15 protein-coding genes are annotated in these 17,102 nt (G+C 43.7%); 10 read left to right on the plus strand and 5 right to left on the minus strand.

The window, feature by feature from the left end:
* Positions 1-32: 32 nt before the first annotated feature.
* Together NI462_RS00645 and mrcB are read right to left on the minus strand one after the other, a co-directional pair.
* A complete protein-coding gene (locus NI462_RS00645; protein ID WP_005103606.1) occupies positions 33-578 on the minus strand; it encodes a hypothetical protein in 546 nt (181 codons plus the stop codon).
* Between the two features lie 14 nt (positions 579-592).
* Positions 593-2,983 carry a penicillin-binding protein 1B gene (gene mrcB / locus NI462_RS00650; RefSeq protein WP_004731612.1) on the minus strand — a complete coding sequence of 797 codons (2,391 nt, stop codon included), beginning with the start codon at positions 2,981-2,983 and terminating at the stop codon, positions 593-595.
* A gap of 191 nt (positions 2,984-3,174) precedes the next feature.
* Between mrcB and NI462_RS00655 the strand changes: the two genes are divergently transcribed.
* Positions 3,175-4,113, plus strand: a complete 939-nt coding sequence (locus NI462_RS00655; protein WP_004645573.1) for an NAD(+) kinase — start codon at positions 3,175-3,177, stop codon at positions 4,111-4,113.
* Positions 4,114-4,116: 3 nt separating this feature from the next.
* On the plus strand, positions 4,117-4,389 hold the full coding sequence (locus tag NI462_RS00660) for a YeaC family protein (RefSeq protein ID WP_004278992.1): 273 nt from the start codon (positions 4,117-4,119) through the stop codon (positions 4,387-4,389).
* A gap of 82 nt (positions 4,390-4,471) precedes the next feature.
* On the opposite strand, the gene NI462_RS00665 is transcribed toward NI462_RS00660, so the two are convergent.
* Entirely contained in the window at positions 4,472-5,473 is a 1,002-nt protein-coding gene (locus NI462_RS00665) for a glycosyl transferase family protein (protein ID WP_253158694.1), read from the minus strand.
* A gap of 409 nt (positions 5,474-5,882) precedes the next feature.
* On the opposite strand from NI462_RS00665, the gene NI462_RS00670 reads away from it, so the two are divergent.
* Complete coding sequence (locus NI462_RS00670; RefSeq protein WP_195725817.1) at positions 5,883-7,226, plus strand: dicarboxylate/amino acid:cation symporter; 1,344 nt, start codon at positions 5,883-5,885, stop codon at positions 7,224-7,226.
* A gap of 159 nt (positions 7,227-7,385) precedes the next feature.
* The gene (locus NI462_RS00675; protein ID WP_114541957.1) at positions 7,386-8,528 is read left to right on the plus strand and encodes an acyl-CoA dehydrogenase family protein; all 1,143 of its coding nucleotides are present in this window, start codon (positions 7,386-7,388) and stop codon (positions 8,526-8,528) included.
* 83 nt (positions 8,529-8,611) lie between these two features.
* Here NI462_RS00675 and NI462_RS00680 read toward each other — a convergent pair whose 3' ends face one another.
* Positions 8,612-9,130 carry a DJ-1/PfpI family protein gene (locus NI462_RS00680; protein ID WP_005106495.1) on the minus strand — a complete coding sequence of 173 codons (519 nt, stop codon included), beginning with the start codon at positions 9,128-9,130 and terminating at the stop codon, positions 8,612-8,614.
* A gap of 488 nt (positions 9,131-9,618) precedes the next feature.
* Here NI462_RS00680 and pheA point away from each other — a divergent pair, with 488 nt between their 5' ends.
* The 5 genes from pheA (at position 9,619) to NI462_RS00705 (ending at position 15,129) form a co-directional block, all read left to right on the plus strand.
* Positions 9,619-10,728 (plus strand): prephenate dehydratase, encoded by a 1,110-nt coding sequence (pheA, locus tag NI462_RS00685; RefSeq protein ID WP_004645570.1) that lies wholly within the window; start codon positions 9,619-9,621, stop codon positions 10,726-10,728.
* Positions 10,729-10,794: 66 nt separating this feature from the next.
* A complete protein-coding gene (hisC, locus tag NI462_RS00690) occupies positions 10,795-11,886 on the plus strand; it encodes a histidinol-phosphate transaminase (protein WP_004645569.1) in 1,092 nt (363 codons plus the stop codon).
* A gap of 3 nt (positions 11,887-11,889) precedes the next feature.
* Positions 11,890-14,136 carry a bifunctional prephenate dehydrogenase/3-phosphoshikimate 1-carboxyvinyltransferase gene (locus tag NI462_RS00695; protein WP_253158696.1) on the plus strand — a complete coding sequence of 749 codons (2,247 nt, stop codon included), beginning with the start codon at positions 11,890-11,892 and terminating at the stop codon, positions 14,134-14,136.
* Between the two features lie 100 nt (positions 14,137-14,236).
* Positions 14,237-14,599 carry a hypothetical protein gene (locus NI462_RS00700; protein ID WP_253158698.1) on the plus strand — a complete coding sequence of 121 codons (363 nt, stop codon included), beginning with the start codon at positions 14,237-14,239 and terminating at the stop codon, positions 14,597-14,599.
* Positions 14,587-15,129 (plus strand): GNAT family N-acetyltransferase, encoded by a 543-nt coding sequence (locus tag NI462_RS00705; protein ID WP_253158700.1) that lies wholly within the window; start codon positions 14,587-14,589, stop codon positions 15,127-15,129. Before NI462_RS00700 ends, NI462_RS00705 begins: the two co-directional genes overlap by 13 nt.
* A gap of 31 nt (positions 15,130-15,160) precedes the next feature.
* Here the strand turns inward: NI462_RS00705 and NI462_RS00710 are convergent, their stop codons facing one another.
* A complete protein-coding gene (locus NI462_RS00710) occupies positions 15,161-15,793 on the minus strand; it encodes an alpha/beta hydrolase (protein WP_253158703.1) in 633 nt (210 codons plus the stop codon).
* A gap of 123 nt (positions 15,794-15,916) precedes the next feature.
* On the opposite strand from NI462_RS00710, the gene yaaA reads away from it, so the two are divergent.
* Positions 15,917-16,699: a peroxide stress protein YaaA gene (gene yaaA / locus NI462_RS00715; protein WP_253158705.1), complete on the plus strand. Its 783-nt coding sequence runs from the start codon at positions 15,917-15,919 to the stop codon at positions 16,697-16,699.
* The last annotated feature ends 403 nt before the right edge of the window (positions 16,700-17,102 follow it).

Genomic DNA, 17,102 nt, shown 5'->3' on the forward strand with positions numbered 1-17,102 from the left:
TATTAGTAAGTCAGTTTCTATGGAAAATTATCTTAAAGCTTTTTGAGTGCCTGTTGGGCTTGCTGAATCGCTTTGGCATTTTTCCGCAACTGAGCAGATTTAAGGCGCACTTGCCAAAGCTGCTTTTTCATGGCACTAGATTGTGCATAACTCAGGCCACGTAAGGCAAAAGCATCGGCGCTTGCTGGCTGATTTTTACGGTTGGCGATCATGCCCAGGTATAAATACGTTTCCGGTGCCTGAGGGGCCAGTCGCTGTGCCTGAGTTGCAGACGCTTCAGCTTGAGCGAACTGCTGCTTGGTATAGGCCTGCTGGGTTTGCTGCATCAGACTCTTGAAAGCCGGCAGATTACGGCCATCATCAAACTTTTGGCTTTTCGGCTTCTGTTCAGGAATGACAATTTTCTGACGTTTGATGTCAGGACGGTCATAAGGCGTAATCACTACGCTGTCTGGCGTTTTTGCCTTAGGTTTTTCCGTCGCAGGCTTGACTGGGGTAACTGGCTTTTCTGGCTCAGAGATACTTTGGCAGCCCACCAGACTGAGGATGAGCAAACCAGGGAGGATTTTTCTTAACATAAACATAGACTCAATTAATGGCTATAACTTCCACTGGCGATAATACGGGTTTCGCTCTCAAGATCGCGTTCTATTTCTGTTTCACTTTCTTGTATATAGCGACTCATATCATCCTGTTCAGCATCAGATGGCTCAGGTTCTGAATCAATATCATAAGGTTCCGTCGCATAATGCGAGATGCCGCAGGCAGTTGCCTGATTTGGCAGGGCATGACGCGAAATCGGGATATACATGGCGCCTTCACAGCCTTGTGCCGATAAATGACCGGTATAACGATCCAGCCAATGCCATTCGATTTCATTCGGCTGTGGCAAATTCACCGGTTTCTGGCGCAACTGTTTCATGACATTGGTCCACACGGGCAGGGCACCTGAAGAACCGGTCAAGCCAGTGACTTTGTTGTCATCCAGACCGAGCCAAACCACGGTCATATAATTACCTGAGTATCCGGCAAACCATGAGTCACGGCTGTCATTCGTGGTACCGGATTTGCCGGCAAGATTCAGACTACGTGGTAAGCTGTTATAGGCTGCACGACCTGTACCATTCGACATGACCTGTTGTAAGCCATAATTCAGAGCATAAGCAGAAGCCGGATCAATGGTCGGTTGCACACTCAGGCTATAACGATCCAGAGAGCGGCCATTGGCATCCACCACAGAGCGAATCGCTTTGGTTGGGTATTTAAAGCCGCCTGTAGCAAAGTTGCCGTAAATATTCATCACTTCCATCGGGGACATATCTACCGCACCTAAGTAAATCGACGGATAAGATGGAATATCTGAAGTTACACCAAATTTTTTCAGATGATTAATAAAGGTAGACAGGCCAAATTCTTGTGCTAAACGCACAGTGGACAGGTTATAAGATTGCGATAAGGCTTGTGACATTGGAATGACACCATGTCCACGACCACTATAGTTTTTCGGTGTCCAGGTTTTGCCGTCACTCTTAATGCTGATTTCACTGTCTTCAATCGGGCTCGCCCAATGATAACGGTTCGATTCCAGTGCACTCAGGTAGATCACAGGCTTTAACAGGGAACCAACCTGACGCTTGGCATCGACTGCACGGTTAAAGCCGGTAAAATCTTGAGTAGAACCTACTGCGGCTACCAGCTCACCATTTTCCGGATGCGATACCAATACCGCACCTTGTAAATCTTTCAGGCGACCCGGATTGGATTTACTTAAACGCGCCACCGTCTCTTTAAAGCTGTCCTGAATTCTGGTTTGGGCTAAAGGATCTAAAGTGGTGAAAATTCGCAGACCCTGATTGGTCAGATCGGTTTCCTGATAATCTGTGCGTAATTGACGACGTACAATATCCAGAAAATCCGGGAAGCGGGCAGGGCCTAAAGTCGGTTTTGAAATGACATTTAACGGACGTGCGGTTTCTTTTTCATATTGTTCCTGAGTCAGATAGCCCATCACCAGCATATTATTCAGAACGATATCACGGCGTTTTTTCGCACTTTCAGGATTGCGCCATGGATTGTATAGACTCGGGCCTTGGACTAAACCCACCAAAAATGCTTGCTGGGAAATATTCAGTTCACGCAGTGGCAGGCCAAAATAAAACTGCGATGCCAGACCATAACCATTAATGGAGTAGTTACCATTCTGGCCAAGATTTACCTCATTCAGATAAGCTTCCAGAATTTCATTCTTGTCATAATGCAATTCAATCAGCATCGCCATAAAGGCTTCATTCACTTTACGTTTTAAGGTGCGCTCAGGGGTTAAATAGAAATTTTTGACCAGCTGCTGGGTCAAGGTTGAGCCACCCTGACGTTTACCACCGGTAATATTGCTGACTACGGCACGTGCAATACCACGCGGTGAAACCCCATGATGCTCATAGAACTTACGGTCTTCGGTCGCGATCAGCGCTTCGATCAAGGGCTTAGGCACTTTATTTAGCTTGATCAGCACACGGTCTTCGTTATGCTGCGGATAAATCCCGCCAATTAATAAAGGTTCTAAACGCGCAATCCCGCTTGAAGACGGTTTGGTTGCGCTGACTTCTGCAATCTGTTCACCGCTGAAACTGACTTTCAATATTTGTTCCGGTTCAACCCGGTCACCAAAATCAAAGCCGCGTGTATGCACATACAGGGTATTACCCGTGGTGACAAAGTTGCCTGATTTGGTATAACTATCCGAATTTTTATAACCGAGTAATTTTAATTCTTGTTGGAAATCCTGCAGGCTGACTGGGGCATTCACGTACACTTCCATCGGACGTGCGAAGACCTTGGCCGGAATATCCCAGCGCTGACCTTCAAACTTGTCGCGTACAATATTGTCTAATCTAATCAAATAGATACTAAATGCTACAAAGATAGAAATGACAATAATAGAAAAAATTAAGGCAAGAAACCCCATGCCACGTTCAGATTTCATAAATACTTATAAGATCCTGTGAAATTGTGCTAATCATGCGAAGCTTTTCATTATTTTGCAATATTTAATCAAGAAATGCGCTTAAAATTAAAATGAAACCCCACAATTTCTCCTTAATTCGAATATATTTCAAATAATTTCCTACCTATGAAGCACTGTTATAAATTGTCATCCAGGTATAGCTTAATGTTATGATAAGCAGGATTCGTAGCGGAGCGACGACACTGGTGCAAATTTCCCATAAGACCTTTCGAAATATCGGGTTAATAGGACGTCCTGATAAATCGTCGGTGGTTGAAACCTTATGCCTTATTCACGATCATCTTCTCAATCTAGGCCTACATCCAGTTTTTGATGCAGCGACAGCTGAACTTGTTCCCTATCAAAATACCCAAACCGTCAGTCGTGCCTTATTGGGTGAGGTGGTGGATCTGGTGATTGTCGTGGGCGGTGACGGTTCGCTGTTACATGCAGCACGCGCCTTGGTCAAGTACAATACCCCGGTAATCGGGGTTAACCGTGGTCGTCTGGGGTTTTTAACGGATATCAAGCCGACCGAAGTGATCTTCAAGCTGGATCAGGTATTAAAAGGTGACTTTCAGACTGAGCGACGTTTTTTACTCGAAGTTGAAATTCGCTCCAAAGGTGAAGTGATTTACGATGCCATTGCCCTAAATGATGTGGTGCTACATTCAGGGAAATCGGTGCATATGATCGATTTTGAGCTGAATATTGATGGGCAATATGTCTATCGTCAGCACAGTGATGGCCTGATTGTCTCTACGCCGACTGGTTCTACAGCTTATGCGCTTTCTGGTGGTGGCCCGATCGTACATCCAAGTATGGATGCGATTGCCTTGGTACCGATGCATCCGCATACCTTGTCTTCACGCCCGATTGTGGTCGGTGGACATAGTGAAATTAAATTATTGATTCGTGAAAATCGCGTACTGCCGATGGTTAGTGCGGATGGACAACACAGTGTGTCTTTGAATGTGGGTGATAGCGTCCATATTCGCAAGCATCCCTTTAAACTGAATCTTCTGCATCCACCGGGTTATGACTTTTATAATGCCTGTCGAACCAAACTGGGGTGGAATCAGGACTTTGATTATTTTAAGCAGGATTAAATCATGAATATTGAACAAATGCTTGCCGTACTCAATCCTGAGATTGTTGAACGCCTAAGAACAGCAGTCGAAATTGGAAAGTGGCCAAACGGTGTAGCCTTGACACCAGAACAACGTCAGACCTGTATGCAGGCAGTGTATGCCTGGGAAATGAAAAACCTGCCTGAAAATGAGCGCAGCGGTTATATCGATCGCGGTACTAAAGAAGAGGGTGAAGAGTGTGATGATGATCATCACAAGAATGAACCTGAATTCAAGCCGATTCGTTTTGTTTAAGGCTTAATTCCCAGCCAATAGCAATACAATTAAAAAAAGCATTGTTCATTCACTGAACAATGCTTTTTTCTTTTGTACAAGATTAAACCGTGTGGCGATTCGCCCATAAGGTTTTGGCTTTTTGCATCGCAGCTTCAAAGCTGCCACACACGCCCATGGTATATAGCGCAATGCCCATGGTTTCTATCACTGCAATCTCGCCATACTCATGGCTTTGCTGACCATTCCAGACAGCCTTGAATAGCGCTAGATCCAGTTTTTCTTCAATAGGACTGCGGTTATCAGTCAGCTTTGGCAGTTCATGCTCATATAGCTCGCCATCTTTAATGCCACAGATGAGCGTTTTGGCATCCGGATTACGCTCGAATTCGCCCCCTTCACCTTTAATCACGGCACTATTTTTATAGCCTAAGCGGAAAGCCGCTTGCTGGTGCGAACCACGATACGCTGGATGGAAAATCGCTTGTAGGGTCGCTTTGGCATTAAATGGATTGATCAGACGCGCAAGGGTATGAATCGGGGAGCGTAAGCCCATAACATTACGCAGTGCAATCAAGTCCGCAAGAATTGGAGAAATTACTTCTAGCGGAATATAGGCAAAATGCTGTTGATGAAGCTGCTGTTCAACCTCAGCATCATTTTGACAGATTGGATAGCCTAAGTAAGTCAGCACCTGTTCGGTGTAAACGCGGTTCATGGTATGACCCGAGGCACCATGCATCACAATATTATAACCATGCTTGGCCAGCGTCAGCGCTGCCAGAATAAACCATGGATAATGTTTGCGCTTGCCCGCATAGGACGACCAGTCCAGATCGACATCCAGTTTTTTGAAACTCAGCTGGTCACGTGTCGCCTGTACAAAACCGGCCAACTCATCTACAGATTCTTCCTTGACCCGCAATAACATCAAGAATGCACCTAACTGCACATCCAGCACTTCATTTTTCAAAATCATACTGAAGGCTTGATAGGCTTCATCATAGCAGAGAGAGCGGGCGCCATTTTTCCCTTTACCCACAATGCGTACATATTGGGCAAAGGGATGTTCGAAATCTTTATAAATATTTCTTTTGGTATTCATAACTTTTTACAGCTTGCAGAAAATATTAATGTCAAGGGAGAGGGTGAAAATCCATAAACCTTTCAGTATACGTAAAACAATCAGTTAAATCTGATTATCGACTAATGTCTAATCTATTCTGGTTAAAACATAAACAAGCGCATAATAAGTTATGCACATTTAGTCTGAATATTCGGTAAAATTTAGGCAATTTTTAGAGTCTGTTTAATTTTTCTTAATCTCTTTCTCCCATTTAATACTTTGGTCTGATACTTGAGTGTCAGATTCAATGCATGGCTGATTATCATTTTTGAACATTCTCTTGAGCCTTTTGAGACTTGATCCGGTTCATCCTGAGAAGGGATGAAGAGGTCAGTATATTTCTCAAAATGGTCTTTCTTATTTTTGATATCGTTCAAGTAGATTTATTATGGCGAAACAACCAATTTATAAGTCACTGTATTTTCAAGTGATTGTGGCCATTATCGCAGGTATTCTGGTCGGGCATTTTTCGCCTAGTGGTACGCAAATTATCAATGGCGTAGAACAGCATGTCCCTGGCTTGGGCGAACAGCTTAAACCGCTTGGTGATGCATTTATCCGTCTGATTAAAATGATTATCGCACCTGTAATTTTCTGTACCGTAGTGAGCGGTATTGCAGGTATGGAAAGCATGAAATCAGTCGGTAAAACTGGTGGTGTGGCTTTACTTTACTTCGAGATCGTATCCACGATTGCTTTGGTCATCGGTCTGGTCGTGATTAACATCGTCAAGCCTGGTGTGGGCATGAACGTTGATCCTGCTTCACTGGATACTAGTGGCATCAGTAAATATGTTGCTTCAGGTGAGTCACAATCGACTATCGACTTCCTGATGAACATTATTCCAAATACGGTTGTGGGCGCATTTGCGGAAGGCGAAATCCTGCAGGTTCTATTGTTCGCGATCATCTTTGGTTTTGCACTGCATAAGCTCGGTGATCAAGGCAAGCCAGTCCTGAAACTCATCGACCAGATTTCACATGTGTTTTTCAACATCGTGAACATGGTGATGAAACTTGCTCCAATTGGTGCATTTGGTGCAATGGCGTTTACAATTGGTAAATATGGTATTGGTTCTCTTGCTCAGCTGGCACAGTTAATCATTTGTTTCTATGTTACCTGCGTACTGTTTATTTTCATCGTATTGGGCTCAATTGCGCGTTTCGCAGGGTTCAGCATCATGAAGATGATCCGCCTGATTCGCGAAGAACTTCTGATTGTACTGGGGACGTCATCTTCAGAATCAGTACTGCCACGTATGTTGAAGAAACTGGAACTTGCCGGTGCAGAGAAGTCGGTGGTAGGTCTGGTGATTCCAACTGGTTATTCATTTAACCTGGATGGTACGTCGATTTACTTGACGATGGCTGCAATCTTTATTGCGCAAGCAACCAATACGCAACTTGACTTGTCTCATCAAATTACCCTGCTTCTGGTACTTCTGATCTCATCTAAGGGTGCGGCAGGCGTGACTGGTTCAGGCTTTATTGTGATGGCGGCAACTTTGGCTGCTGTAGGGAATATTCCTGTTGCAGGTCTGGCATTGATTCTCGGTATCGATCGTTTCATGTCTGAAGCTCGTGCCTTGACCAATCTGGTCGGTAACTCTTTGGCGACTTTAGTGGTTGCGAAATGGGTGGGCCAGTTAGATATGGACAAGCTGAACTATGCTTTAGCAAATCCTGCAGAAATTGACGAAAAAATGGCACAAGAAGGCAATAACGCTCACTAATTTTGAGTCTGTCTTTCATGTCTAAAAGGGAAGCTTCGGCTTCCCTTTTTTATTGACTGTGAAGTTAGTAAAAAGATGAATGCCGGCACATGACAGGGAGCAGGAAAGTCGATAGTCTGTGAAAAGGAAACTAAAATGATAAACAACAAGGACAATAGAATGCTTGCCTACGATGCCGATCTAGAATTATTCCGCGATAATTTTAAACGCTTTATGAACGAACATGTCGCACCGTACTACGACCAGTGGGAACGTGAAGGTCTGATGCCGCGTTCAGTCTGGAATGCACTCGGTGAAAATGGCTTCTTGTGTGTCGATGTTCCAGAAGAATATGGTGGCTATGGGGTGCCGACCGATTATTCCTTGATGCTGATCGAAGAATCTGCACGTGCCGGATACAGTGCCATTGCCACAGGTCTGTCTTGTCATTCCGATATTGCAGCACCGTATATCCTGCATATTGGTACTGAAGAACAGAAAAAATACTGGTTACCAAAAATGGTCACCGGTGAAGTGGTCGGTGCGATTGGCATGACCGAGCCAGGTGCAGGTTCAGATTTGCAAGCCATGCGTACTAGTGCCATCTTGCAGGATGAATATTATCTGTTAAATGGCTCAAAAACTTTTATTTCCAATGGTCAGCATGCTGACTTGGTGGTGCTTGCGGTCAAAACCGATCCTCAAGCCCGAGCTAAAGGCGTTTCATTGCTGCTGGTCGATACCCATCTGGAAGGCTTTAAAAAAGGCACTAATCTGGACAAGATTGGTCTGCATGCTCAGGATACGTCTGAACTGTTCTTCGACAATGTTAAAGTGCCAAAGGACCAATTACTGGGTCAGCCGGGACAGGGATTTGCTTACCTGATGCAGGAATTGCCACGTGAGCGTACCGCCATCGCTGCCACCGCTCTAGGCGCCATTCGTGGCTCGATCGATGTGACCACACAATATGTGAAAGAGCGTCAGGCTTTTGGTCAGGCGATCGGTCAATTCCAGAATACTCGTTTTGTGTTGGCGCAAGCGAAAATTGATGAATTGGCAACTGCAGCATTTTATAACCAGAATCTTGAGCTTTATATGCAAGGGAAGCTGGATGTAGAAACTGCAGCGGCATTGAAAAGTTTTTCTACCGATATGCAGATGAAAATCGCGGACAATCTCCTGCAATTATTTGGGGGTTATGGCTATATGACTGAATATCCAATTTCACGTTTCTTCGTTGATGCGCGGATCCAGCGGATTTATGGGGGTACCAATGAAATCATGAAGGAGATTGTGGCCCGCGGTCTGTTAGGGCGTTAATAGCTCAACTATAAAAAAGAGTCCCGAAGGACTCTTTTTTATAGGGGAGAACATGGCCAAGATGGGAAATATTTTTTAAGACTTTATGATTTTAAAACATCCAAACATTCATGAATAAAAATGGGTAAATCATTGGGTAGGCGCGATGAAATCAACTGATTATTGTCATTCACCAGTTCTGCATCATAATACGTTCCACCGGCACGTTGTACGCGACTGGCATGCGCGCGAATACTGGTAATAATTCGATTTTTCAGCACATCTGCTTCGCACAGTAATAATGATGCATCACATAAACTAAAGATGGTTTTCTTGGCTTGATTAAAAGCCTGGATAAATTGCAGCACCCGCATATCGGTAGATAAAGAAACTGCAGATTCACCGCCAGGAATCAGCAAGGCATCAAAATCATCAATACTGATTTGTTCGATGTCCCGGTCAATCGTCACTGCAGAACAGCCATGCAGACCATAGACCACTTTTCCTGCATTAAACTCAATATTACAGATGCTATGCTTTGCTTCCAGCAAGGCTGCAACGGGTTCAAGATATTCCTGATCTTCAAAATTATTCGTCAAAAGTACAGCTATTCTTTTTGGCATGACTGACACCCAAACGCTTGTTTTAAGTTAGACTATCTATGATTGGTTAAAAAATCGTCTCTGCTTTGTAATTGAGTAGTGATTTAATGTAAAAAAATAAGTGAAATCAAAGAGAAGTCGATAAAAATGGGGTTGCAGAGTGTGCATTTTATTGTGAAATCTATCTTAGATATGAATGGTTCAAAAATGACGTTTGCAAAGCAATTATTTTAATTTTCTTATGTTTAAAACCGCTATATAGATTAAGAAATAGTGATATTTCATATTCCTTAAAATCAGTTAATATGGACAGGCAAAGTTTACAATTTAATAATGTAAATCAAGCAGAAAAGCTGAAGTAAATGTTACCAGATATGACTAAAAGCGATAAACGGTTAAAATCAACTGTATGTTTTTAAGACTTAATCTACCAATGTCATATTGCGTAACATTTGAAAGCTCACTATTGTTATACTGAACAGATAAGGTTTATGAAGGGCGACAGAACAATGATCAACGACGATCAAAACACCACGACTTCTCTTGATTTGGCAAAAATTCGTGAAGATATCGATTCTGTTGATCAGCAAATTCAGCAATTGATTAACCGTCGGGCACGTTTGGCTGAAGCAGTGGCAAAAGCAAAATTTGCCTCAGAAGAGAATCCGCTGTTTTACCGTCCAGAACGTGAAGCTCAGGTTTTGCGTAATGTCATGGAACGTAATGAAGGGCCATTGTCTGATACCACCATGGCACGTCTGTTTCGTGAAATCATGTCGGCCTGTCTGGCACTCGAAGCTCCGCAAAGCATTGCTTTCCTTGGACCAGTCGGGACTTATACCCATTCTGCGGTACTCAAGCACTTTGGTCATGATGCTGTGGTTCGTCCTTTACCGACCATTGATGAAGTTTTCCGTGACGTGGAAGCAGGCAGTGCCCATTATGGTCTGGTGCCGGTAGAAAATTCCTCTGAAGGCGTGGTCAACCATACTTTGGACTGTTTTAAAACATCGAACCTGAATGTGATTGGCGAAGTTGAATTACCGATTCACCATCAGTTCCTGATTTCTGAAAATACCCGTAAAGACAGCATCAAACAGATTTATGCGCATCAGCAGACTTTGGCACAATGCCGTAAGTGGCTGGATGCTCATTATCCAGGTGTGGAACGTGTCGCTTTAAGTTCCAATGCGGAAGCAGCACGCCGTATTCGTAATGAATGGCATTCTGCTGCAATTGCTTCTGAAATTGCCGCGAGTATCTATGACCTCGAAATCATGCATAGCAATATCGAGGACAATCCGGAAAATACCACACGCTTTCTGGTGATTGGCCGTGAAAAAGTGCCACAAAGCGGTAATGACAAGACTTCATTACTGATTTCAGCACATGATCGTGCCGGGGCTTTGCTGGAAATTCTGGCGCCATTTGCCAAGCATAATATCAGTCTGACCAGCATTGAAACCCGTCCTGCACTTCCTGAAAAATGGGCTTATGTGTTCTTCATTGATCTTGAAGGCCATATTGAGCAGGAACACGTGAAAGCAGCCATTGAAGAAATTCGTCCTTTGGTTAAAGAAGTTCGCGTGCTCGGTTCATATCCTGCAGCTGTACTTTAAGTCAGCTATACGTGGTCAGGGCGAGGGTGCTGACCACTGTTTTATACCTAAAATTGGAAGTCTAAAATGTCGTTTGTTCCAGCCAATTCAGGCATCTCAAAATTAAAGCCATATCAACCGGGTAAACCGATCAGTGAACTTGAGCGCGAGTTAGGTCTTACCGATATCGTCAAACTGGCTTCAAATGAAAATCCGCTGGGTTGTTCAGATAAAGTCAAAGAAGCGGTCGCTGCGGAAATTGCTGAAATTGGCCGTTATCCAGATGGTGGTGGTTTTATCCTGAAAGATCAGATCAAAACCCAGTTTGGTTTTAATCATGATCAGATTACCTTGGGGAATGGTTCAAACGACTTACTGGAAATGTTTGCCCGTGCATTCGTTTCAGAAAATGATTCGGTGGTGTATAGCCAGCATGCTTTTGCGGTTTATGCATTGGTAACTCAAGCCATTAATGCGCAAGCGATTGAAGTACCAGCTAAAGGCTTCTCGCATGACTTGGAAGCAATGGCGGCTGCCATTCAGGACAACACCAAACTCGTTTTCATTGCAAACCCGAATAATCCGACGGGAACCTGGTTCGAAGAAGCTGAATTTGAAGCTTTCATGCAAAAAGTTCCTGCTAATGTCATCGTGGTTCTGGATGAAGCCTATGTGGAATATTTCCCGGAAAACTTCAACAGCTTGAAATTCCTTGCGCAATATCCAAACCTGATCGTTAGCCGTACTTTGTCGAAGTGTTATGGTTTGGCTGCACTACGTGTTGGTTTTGCTCTGGCTTCAGTTGAAGTGACAGATTACCTGAACCGTATTCGTCAACCATTTAATGTCAACCATTTAGCGATGGTCGCTGCGGTGGCTGCACTGAAAGATGAAGACTTTATCGCGCGTTCTCGTGAAGTGAATAAAGCCGGTATGGCGCAACTTGAAGCTGGCTTTAAGGCTTTGGGTCTTAACTATGTGCCTTCACGTGCCAACTTTATTCTGGTAGATGTACAGGCAGACCCATCAGCAACCTTCAATGGTTTGCTCAAACAAGGGGTGATTGTGCGTCCGGTTGGTATTTCAAATCACATTCGCGTATCGATTGGTACTGAAGCAGAAAATGCGAAATTCTTGAGCGCATTGGCTAAAGTACTCGGTTTAGAGGCAAAAGCTTAAACCATGTCGCAGCCACTGTTTGAAAAAGTTGCATTTATCGGGCTTGGACTGATTGGTTCAAGTCTGGCGCGTGTCATTCGAGCCGAGCATTTGGCCAATGACATCGTTGCATCGACACGTTCACAAAAGACTTTGGAAGATGCTAAATCTCTTGGCCTGATTTCCGAAGGCTATGCCGATCCTGTAGAGGCGGTCAAAGGTGCTGATCTGGTAGTGCTTGCATTGCCGGTACGTGCCACGCAAAAGGTGTTGGAAGCCATTCAGCCTTATTTATCTCCCAATACCATTATTACTGATGTTGGTAGTACCAAAGGTAATGTGGTCGATGCAGCGAAAGCGGTTTTTGGCGATGAACTGCCTGAAGGTTTTGTACCGGGCCATCCGATTGCAGGTGCCGAGCATACTGGGGTACATGCAGGTAAAGTTGATTTATTTGCCAATCACAAAGTGATTTTGACGCCACTGCCAAGCAGTGCAAACTGGGCCGTCGATAAACTGATTCAGCTGTGGCAAGCGGCGAAAGCCGAAGTGATTTGCATGGATGTCGACAAGCACGATGAAGTGCTGGCGCATACCAGTCATCTTCCGCATCTTATGGCATTCAACTTGGTTGAACAATTGGCCAAGCGTGAAGACAATTTAGATATATTTCGTTATGCTGCGGGTGGTTTTCGGGATTTCTCGCGAATTGCCGCCAGCGATCCACAAATGTGGCATGACATCTTTTTTGCTAATAAAAAAGCAGTTCTGAATGCTGTTGATGGCTTTGAACAGCAGCTCGCGATTATCCGCAAATTGATTGAAGATGAAGATTCCCAAGCATTGATGGGCTTATTGGGTCATGCGCAGGCAGCTCGCCAGCATTTCAACCATATGCTCGCCAAGAAACCTTTCATGGAGAAAAATAAAGTGACACAACAATTTACCATTCAGCCGGGTGCCAAGAAATTTCAGGGTAAATTTACCGTGCCAGGTGACAAATCTGTGTCACATCGCTCGATCATGTTTGGTGCGATTGCAGAAGGTACCACACATGTGACCGGCTTTTTGGAAGGTGAGGATGCTCTAGCGACACTGCAAGCTTTCCGTGATATGGGTGTGAGCATTGAAGGCCCTAAAAATGGTGAAGTGACCATTCATGGTGTTGGCATGCATGGCCTTAAAGCGCCACAGTCTGCCATTTATATGGGCAACTCGGGCACTTCAATGCGTTTGTTGTCGGGTATGCTGGCTGCACAAAAATTTGATTCAGTCATGACTGGTGACGCATCTTTATCCAAGCGTCCAATGGAGCGTATTGCCAAGCCTTTACGTGAAATGGGTGCGCAAATTCAGACCACAGGTGAACGCGGTACACCACCTGTATCCATCACCGGCAATCAAAACCTTAAAGGGATTCAGTACGATTTGCCAATGGCCTCTGCTCAGGTGAAATCAGGGATTCTACTTGCAGGTCTATGGGCGGAAGGTGAAACTTCGGTGACTGAACCAGAACCAACACGCGACCATACTGAACGTATGCTGCGTGCATTTGGTTATGAAGTGAAAACAGAAGGCAACCGAATTTCCCTGCAAGGTGGTGGCAAGTTAGTGGGTACCAACATTCAAGTGCCTTCAGATATTTCTTCAGCAGCCTTCTTTATGGTGGGTGCGGCCATTACTGAAAATTCGGACGTCACCCTTGAAGCGGTAGGCATTAACCCGACCCGTACTGGTGTGATCGAAATCCTCAAGCAAATGGGTGCGGACATTACAGTTGAAAACGAGCGTATTGCAGGCGGTGAACCGATTGCTGATATCCGTATTCGTGGTACACGTACATTAAAAGGGATTCATATGCCGGAAGATCAGGTGCCATTAGCAATTGATGAATTCCCGGCGCTATTCATTGCCGCTGCATGTGCTGAAGGTCAGACAATTTTGACCGGTGCTGCCGAGCTTCGCGTGAAAGAATCGGATCGTATTCAGGTCATGGCCGACGGTCTTCAAACCATGGGCATCGACTGTACCCCAACGGACGATGGCATCATCATTGAAGGTAAGGGCAAGTCCGGTGACTGGTCGCCAATCTTTACGGGTGGTGAAATTGAATCGCATCACGATCACCGTATCGCGATGAGTTTTTCGATTGCCGGTTTGCGTAATTCGGAGCAGATCAAGATTGTCGGTACTGAAACGGTCGCAACCAGTTTCCCGACCTTCACAGAATTGACCTCAATCGCAGGACTGTCAATTCAAGTGTCAGAATAATTTTTAAAATTATGTGAAACAGCCAAGCTTTTTGCTTGGCTGTTTTGTTTATATTGCTTATGCTAAACCCATATAAGAAAAAAGCCATTTGGAAATAGCGATGCGAAAATTAAAATTCATGGCCAATACCCAGAGCCAAACACCACGGGATGGTCAAGAAACCCAGGAATATGTAGCACATTTGCTTGCCGAAGAATTAGGTAAATACGGGTTTCAGACCTTAAGCCAAAGTGGTGCTCAGGTTGCCGTCAGCGTGGAAGAACATGCGCTGCCTTTATCGGTGAGTTGCGAAACCAGAGATGAACAAGGGCATCTGGTTTGTGAAATTGCCTCATATCCTGAAGAAGAGCAGGACTGGCTGGATCGTATCACTGAAAGAAGTTTGCTTAATCAGCTTGCACAGGCAGTGGAAACCTCTCTAAAAGAGCAGGAAAGCTTTAGCGAGTTTGAATGGAAGAGCTAATTCAACAGACTCAATCAGCTTTGCCTACATTGCAAAATAAACGCTTGATCCTAAATTGTTTTAAATCAGCCGATGCCAAAGAGACTTATGCTTCAATTACGCCGAGTTTGACACGTTTTATGGCGTGGGACCCACCACAATCTGAACAGGGATTTGCAACAGTCTGGCAAAATTGGCTGGAAAATATGAACGATCATAAAGAATATGTATTTGTGATCCGTTATATTGAAACACAAGAATTTATTGGACTATGTGGTTTACATCGACTTCATGAGGAAATACCTGAAGTCGGTATTTGGATTCGTGAAACTGCACATGGTCATCATTATGGACATGAGGCAGTGCATTGTGTTGTGGCTTATGCTTTCAATACATTAGGGATTCAAGTTTTAAGCTACCCGGTAGCAGAAGAAAACTGGGCTAGCCGTAAAATTGCAGAACGCTTGGGCGGAAAAATTATCCGCTACATCGATAAGCCTAAATATCGGGCTGTGATGTATGAAATTTTTGCAGAAGATTTTGTCTTTTAATAAAAAACCCATCATTTGATGGGTTTTTTATTTAGCCAAGCGCTAAGTACCGGGTCATTGCGATCCGCAATTGCTTTAAATAGCCGGTAAAAAAATGATTGGCACCAGGTAATACGGTCACTAAATGGCGTTGTGGCTTTGCCCATTCAATCATATCTGAGAGCAAAGTTACTTCATCGGCTTCACCATGAATGAACAGAATGTCACCTTTAATGGCGGGTGTCACATAATGACGAATACCAGCCACTGTTGCAGTCGGCAGACCACATAAAATGGTTTGCTGTGGTTGCAATTCTACTGGTAAGGCTGCATAGCTTTTTGCCATGACATGCGCACCAAAACTAAAACCGCCTGCATAAAAAGGCAGGGCAATATGCTGGTTGCGAGCGAACCGAATGACTTCTAATACATCATCCGTTTCACCGAAGCCCTCGTCGTGTATACCTTCACTTTGACCAGAACCACGGAAACTTGGACGATACACAATACAGCCACGTTCCAGATACATTTGTGCCAGTAAAACCGGAACCTTATGTTGTGGTGTACCGCCTTGCAATGGATGGGGGTGACAAACTACCGCGAATCCTTTCACTTCACCCTGAGGATAATCCACAAAAACTTCAATCTGACCCGCAGGCCCTTGAAGAAAAATTTGCTCGGGCATATAAAAACCGATGATTAACAGGAGAATCGTGCATTTTAACGATTATGGTGAATAAAAACATGAATTGGAATTAAAATAAGCAGACTGATATAGTTTGATTAATCATTTTTTGACCAGGTTGCCATGCTCGCTTTAATTTCTCCAGCCAAAACTCTCGATTACGATACCCCATTACCGACTGACCAATTTACTCAAGCGAGATTATTAGAACATTCACAGGACTTGATCAACGTTTGTCGCACACTTTCTGCGACAGAAATTTCCAGCTTAATGAGTGTCAGTGAAAAAATTGCCAGTTTAAATACCGCACGTTTCAATGACTGGCAGCCGGATTTTAATTTAGCCAATGCCCGTCAGGCGATTTTTGCATTTAAAGGCGATGTCTATACAGGTCTGGATGCCTATAGTTTGAAACATGAAGATCTGCACTATGCACAAGATCGTTTACGCATGTTGTCTGGATTATATGGACTCTTACGTCCTTTGGATCTGATGATGCCGTACCGTCTGGAAATGGGAACCAAGTTAGCCAATTCCCGCGGGCATAACCTATATGACTTCTGGGCGCATCACATTACTGATCTTATTAATCAGGATCTAGCAGCAGCAAATTCTGAAATCCTGGTGAATATTGCCTCTGATGAATATTACAAATCAGTCAACGAGCGCAAAATTCAGGCAGACATTATCAAGCCGGTATTTCTGGATCAGAAAAATGGTAAATATAAAGTGATTAGTTTGTATGCCAAAAAAGCACGCGGTCTCATGGCGCGTTTTATGATTGAAAATAAAATTGATTGTGTCGAAGAGTTGAAAGCTTTTAATAGCGATGGCTATTATTTCGATGCAGACAGTTCACTTAAGGGAGAACTGGTGTTCAAACGTGATGAACAACTGAGTGCATAAATGAGATGATTCCCAGTATTCAGCATGAGGATATATATGCCGGATATTGGGATGTCGTTATTATGGTTAGGTTCTTGAACTATGTACATGCATGTGATGTGAGTAGGGAATAATAGACAGCATCATGACAACTATAAAATCTGTAATTCTTGAATATCAGGTAGAGCTTCAAGGTAATTAAAAATAAAAAATATCGCTAAACATCTTGAAATCCCTAGCAAAATCTCCCTTATTTAGATCATTTTATTCTAAAAATTAAAGTTGAGCATTCTTGGAAAAGGCCGATAAAATAAATCGAAATAATTTCTATTGAATAGGTTAGATTTCATTTATCTCCATATCTTAATTTTGAATAAACTTCTTTTAGAGAGTTTGAAAAATATATTAAATTCAATTATTTATT

Source organism: Acinetobacter lwoffii (assembly GCF_024129715.1).
GTDB classification, from domain to species: domain Bacteria; phylum Pseudomonadota; class Gammaproteobacteria; order Pseudomonadales; family Moraxellaceae; genus Acinetobacter; species Acinetobacter lwoffii_U.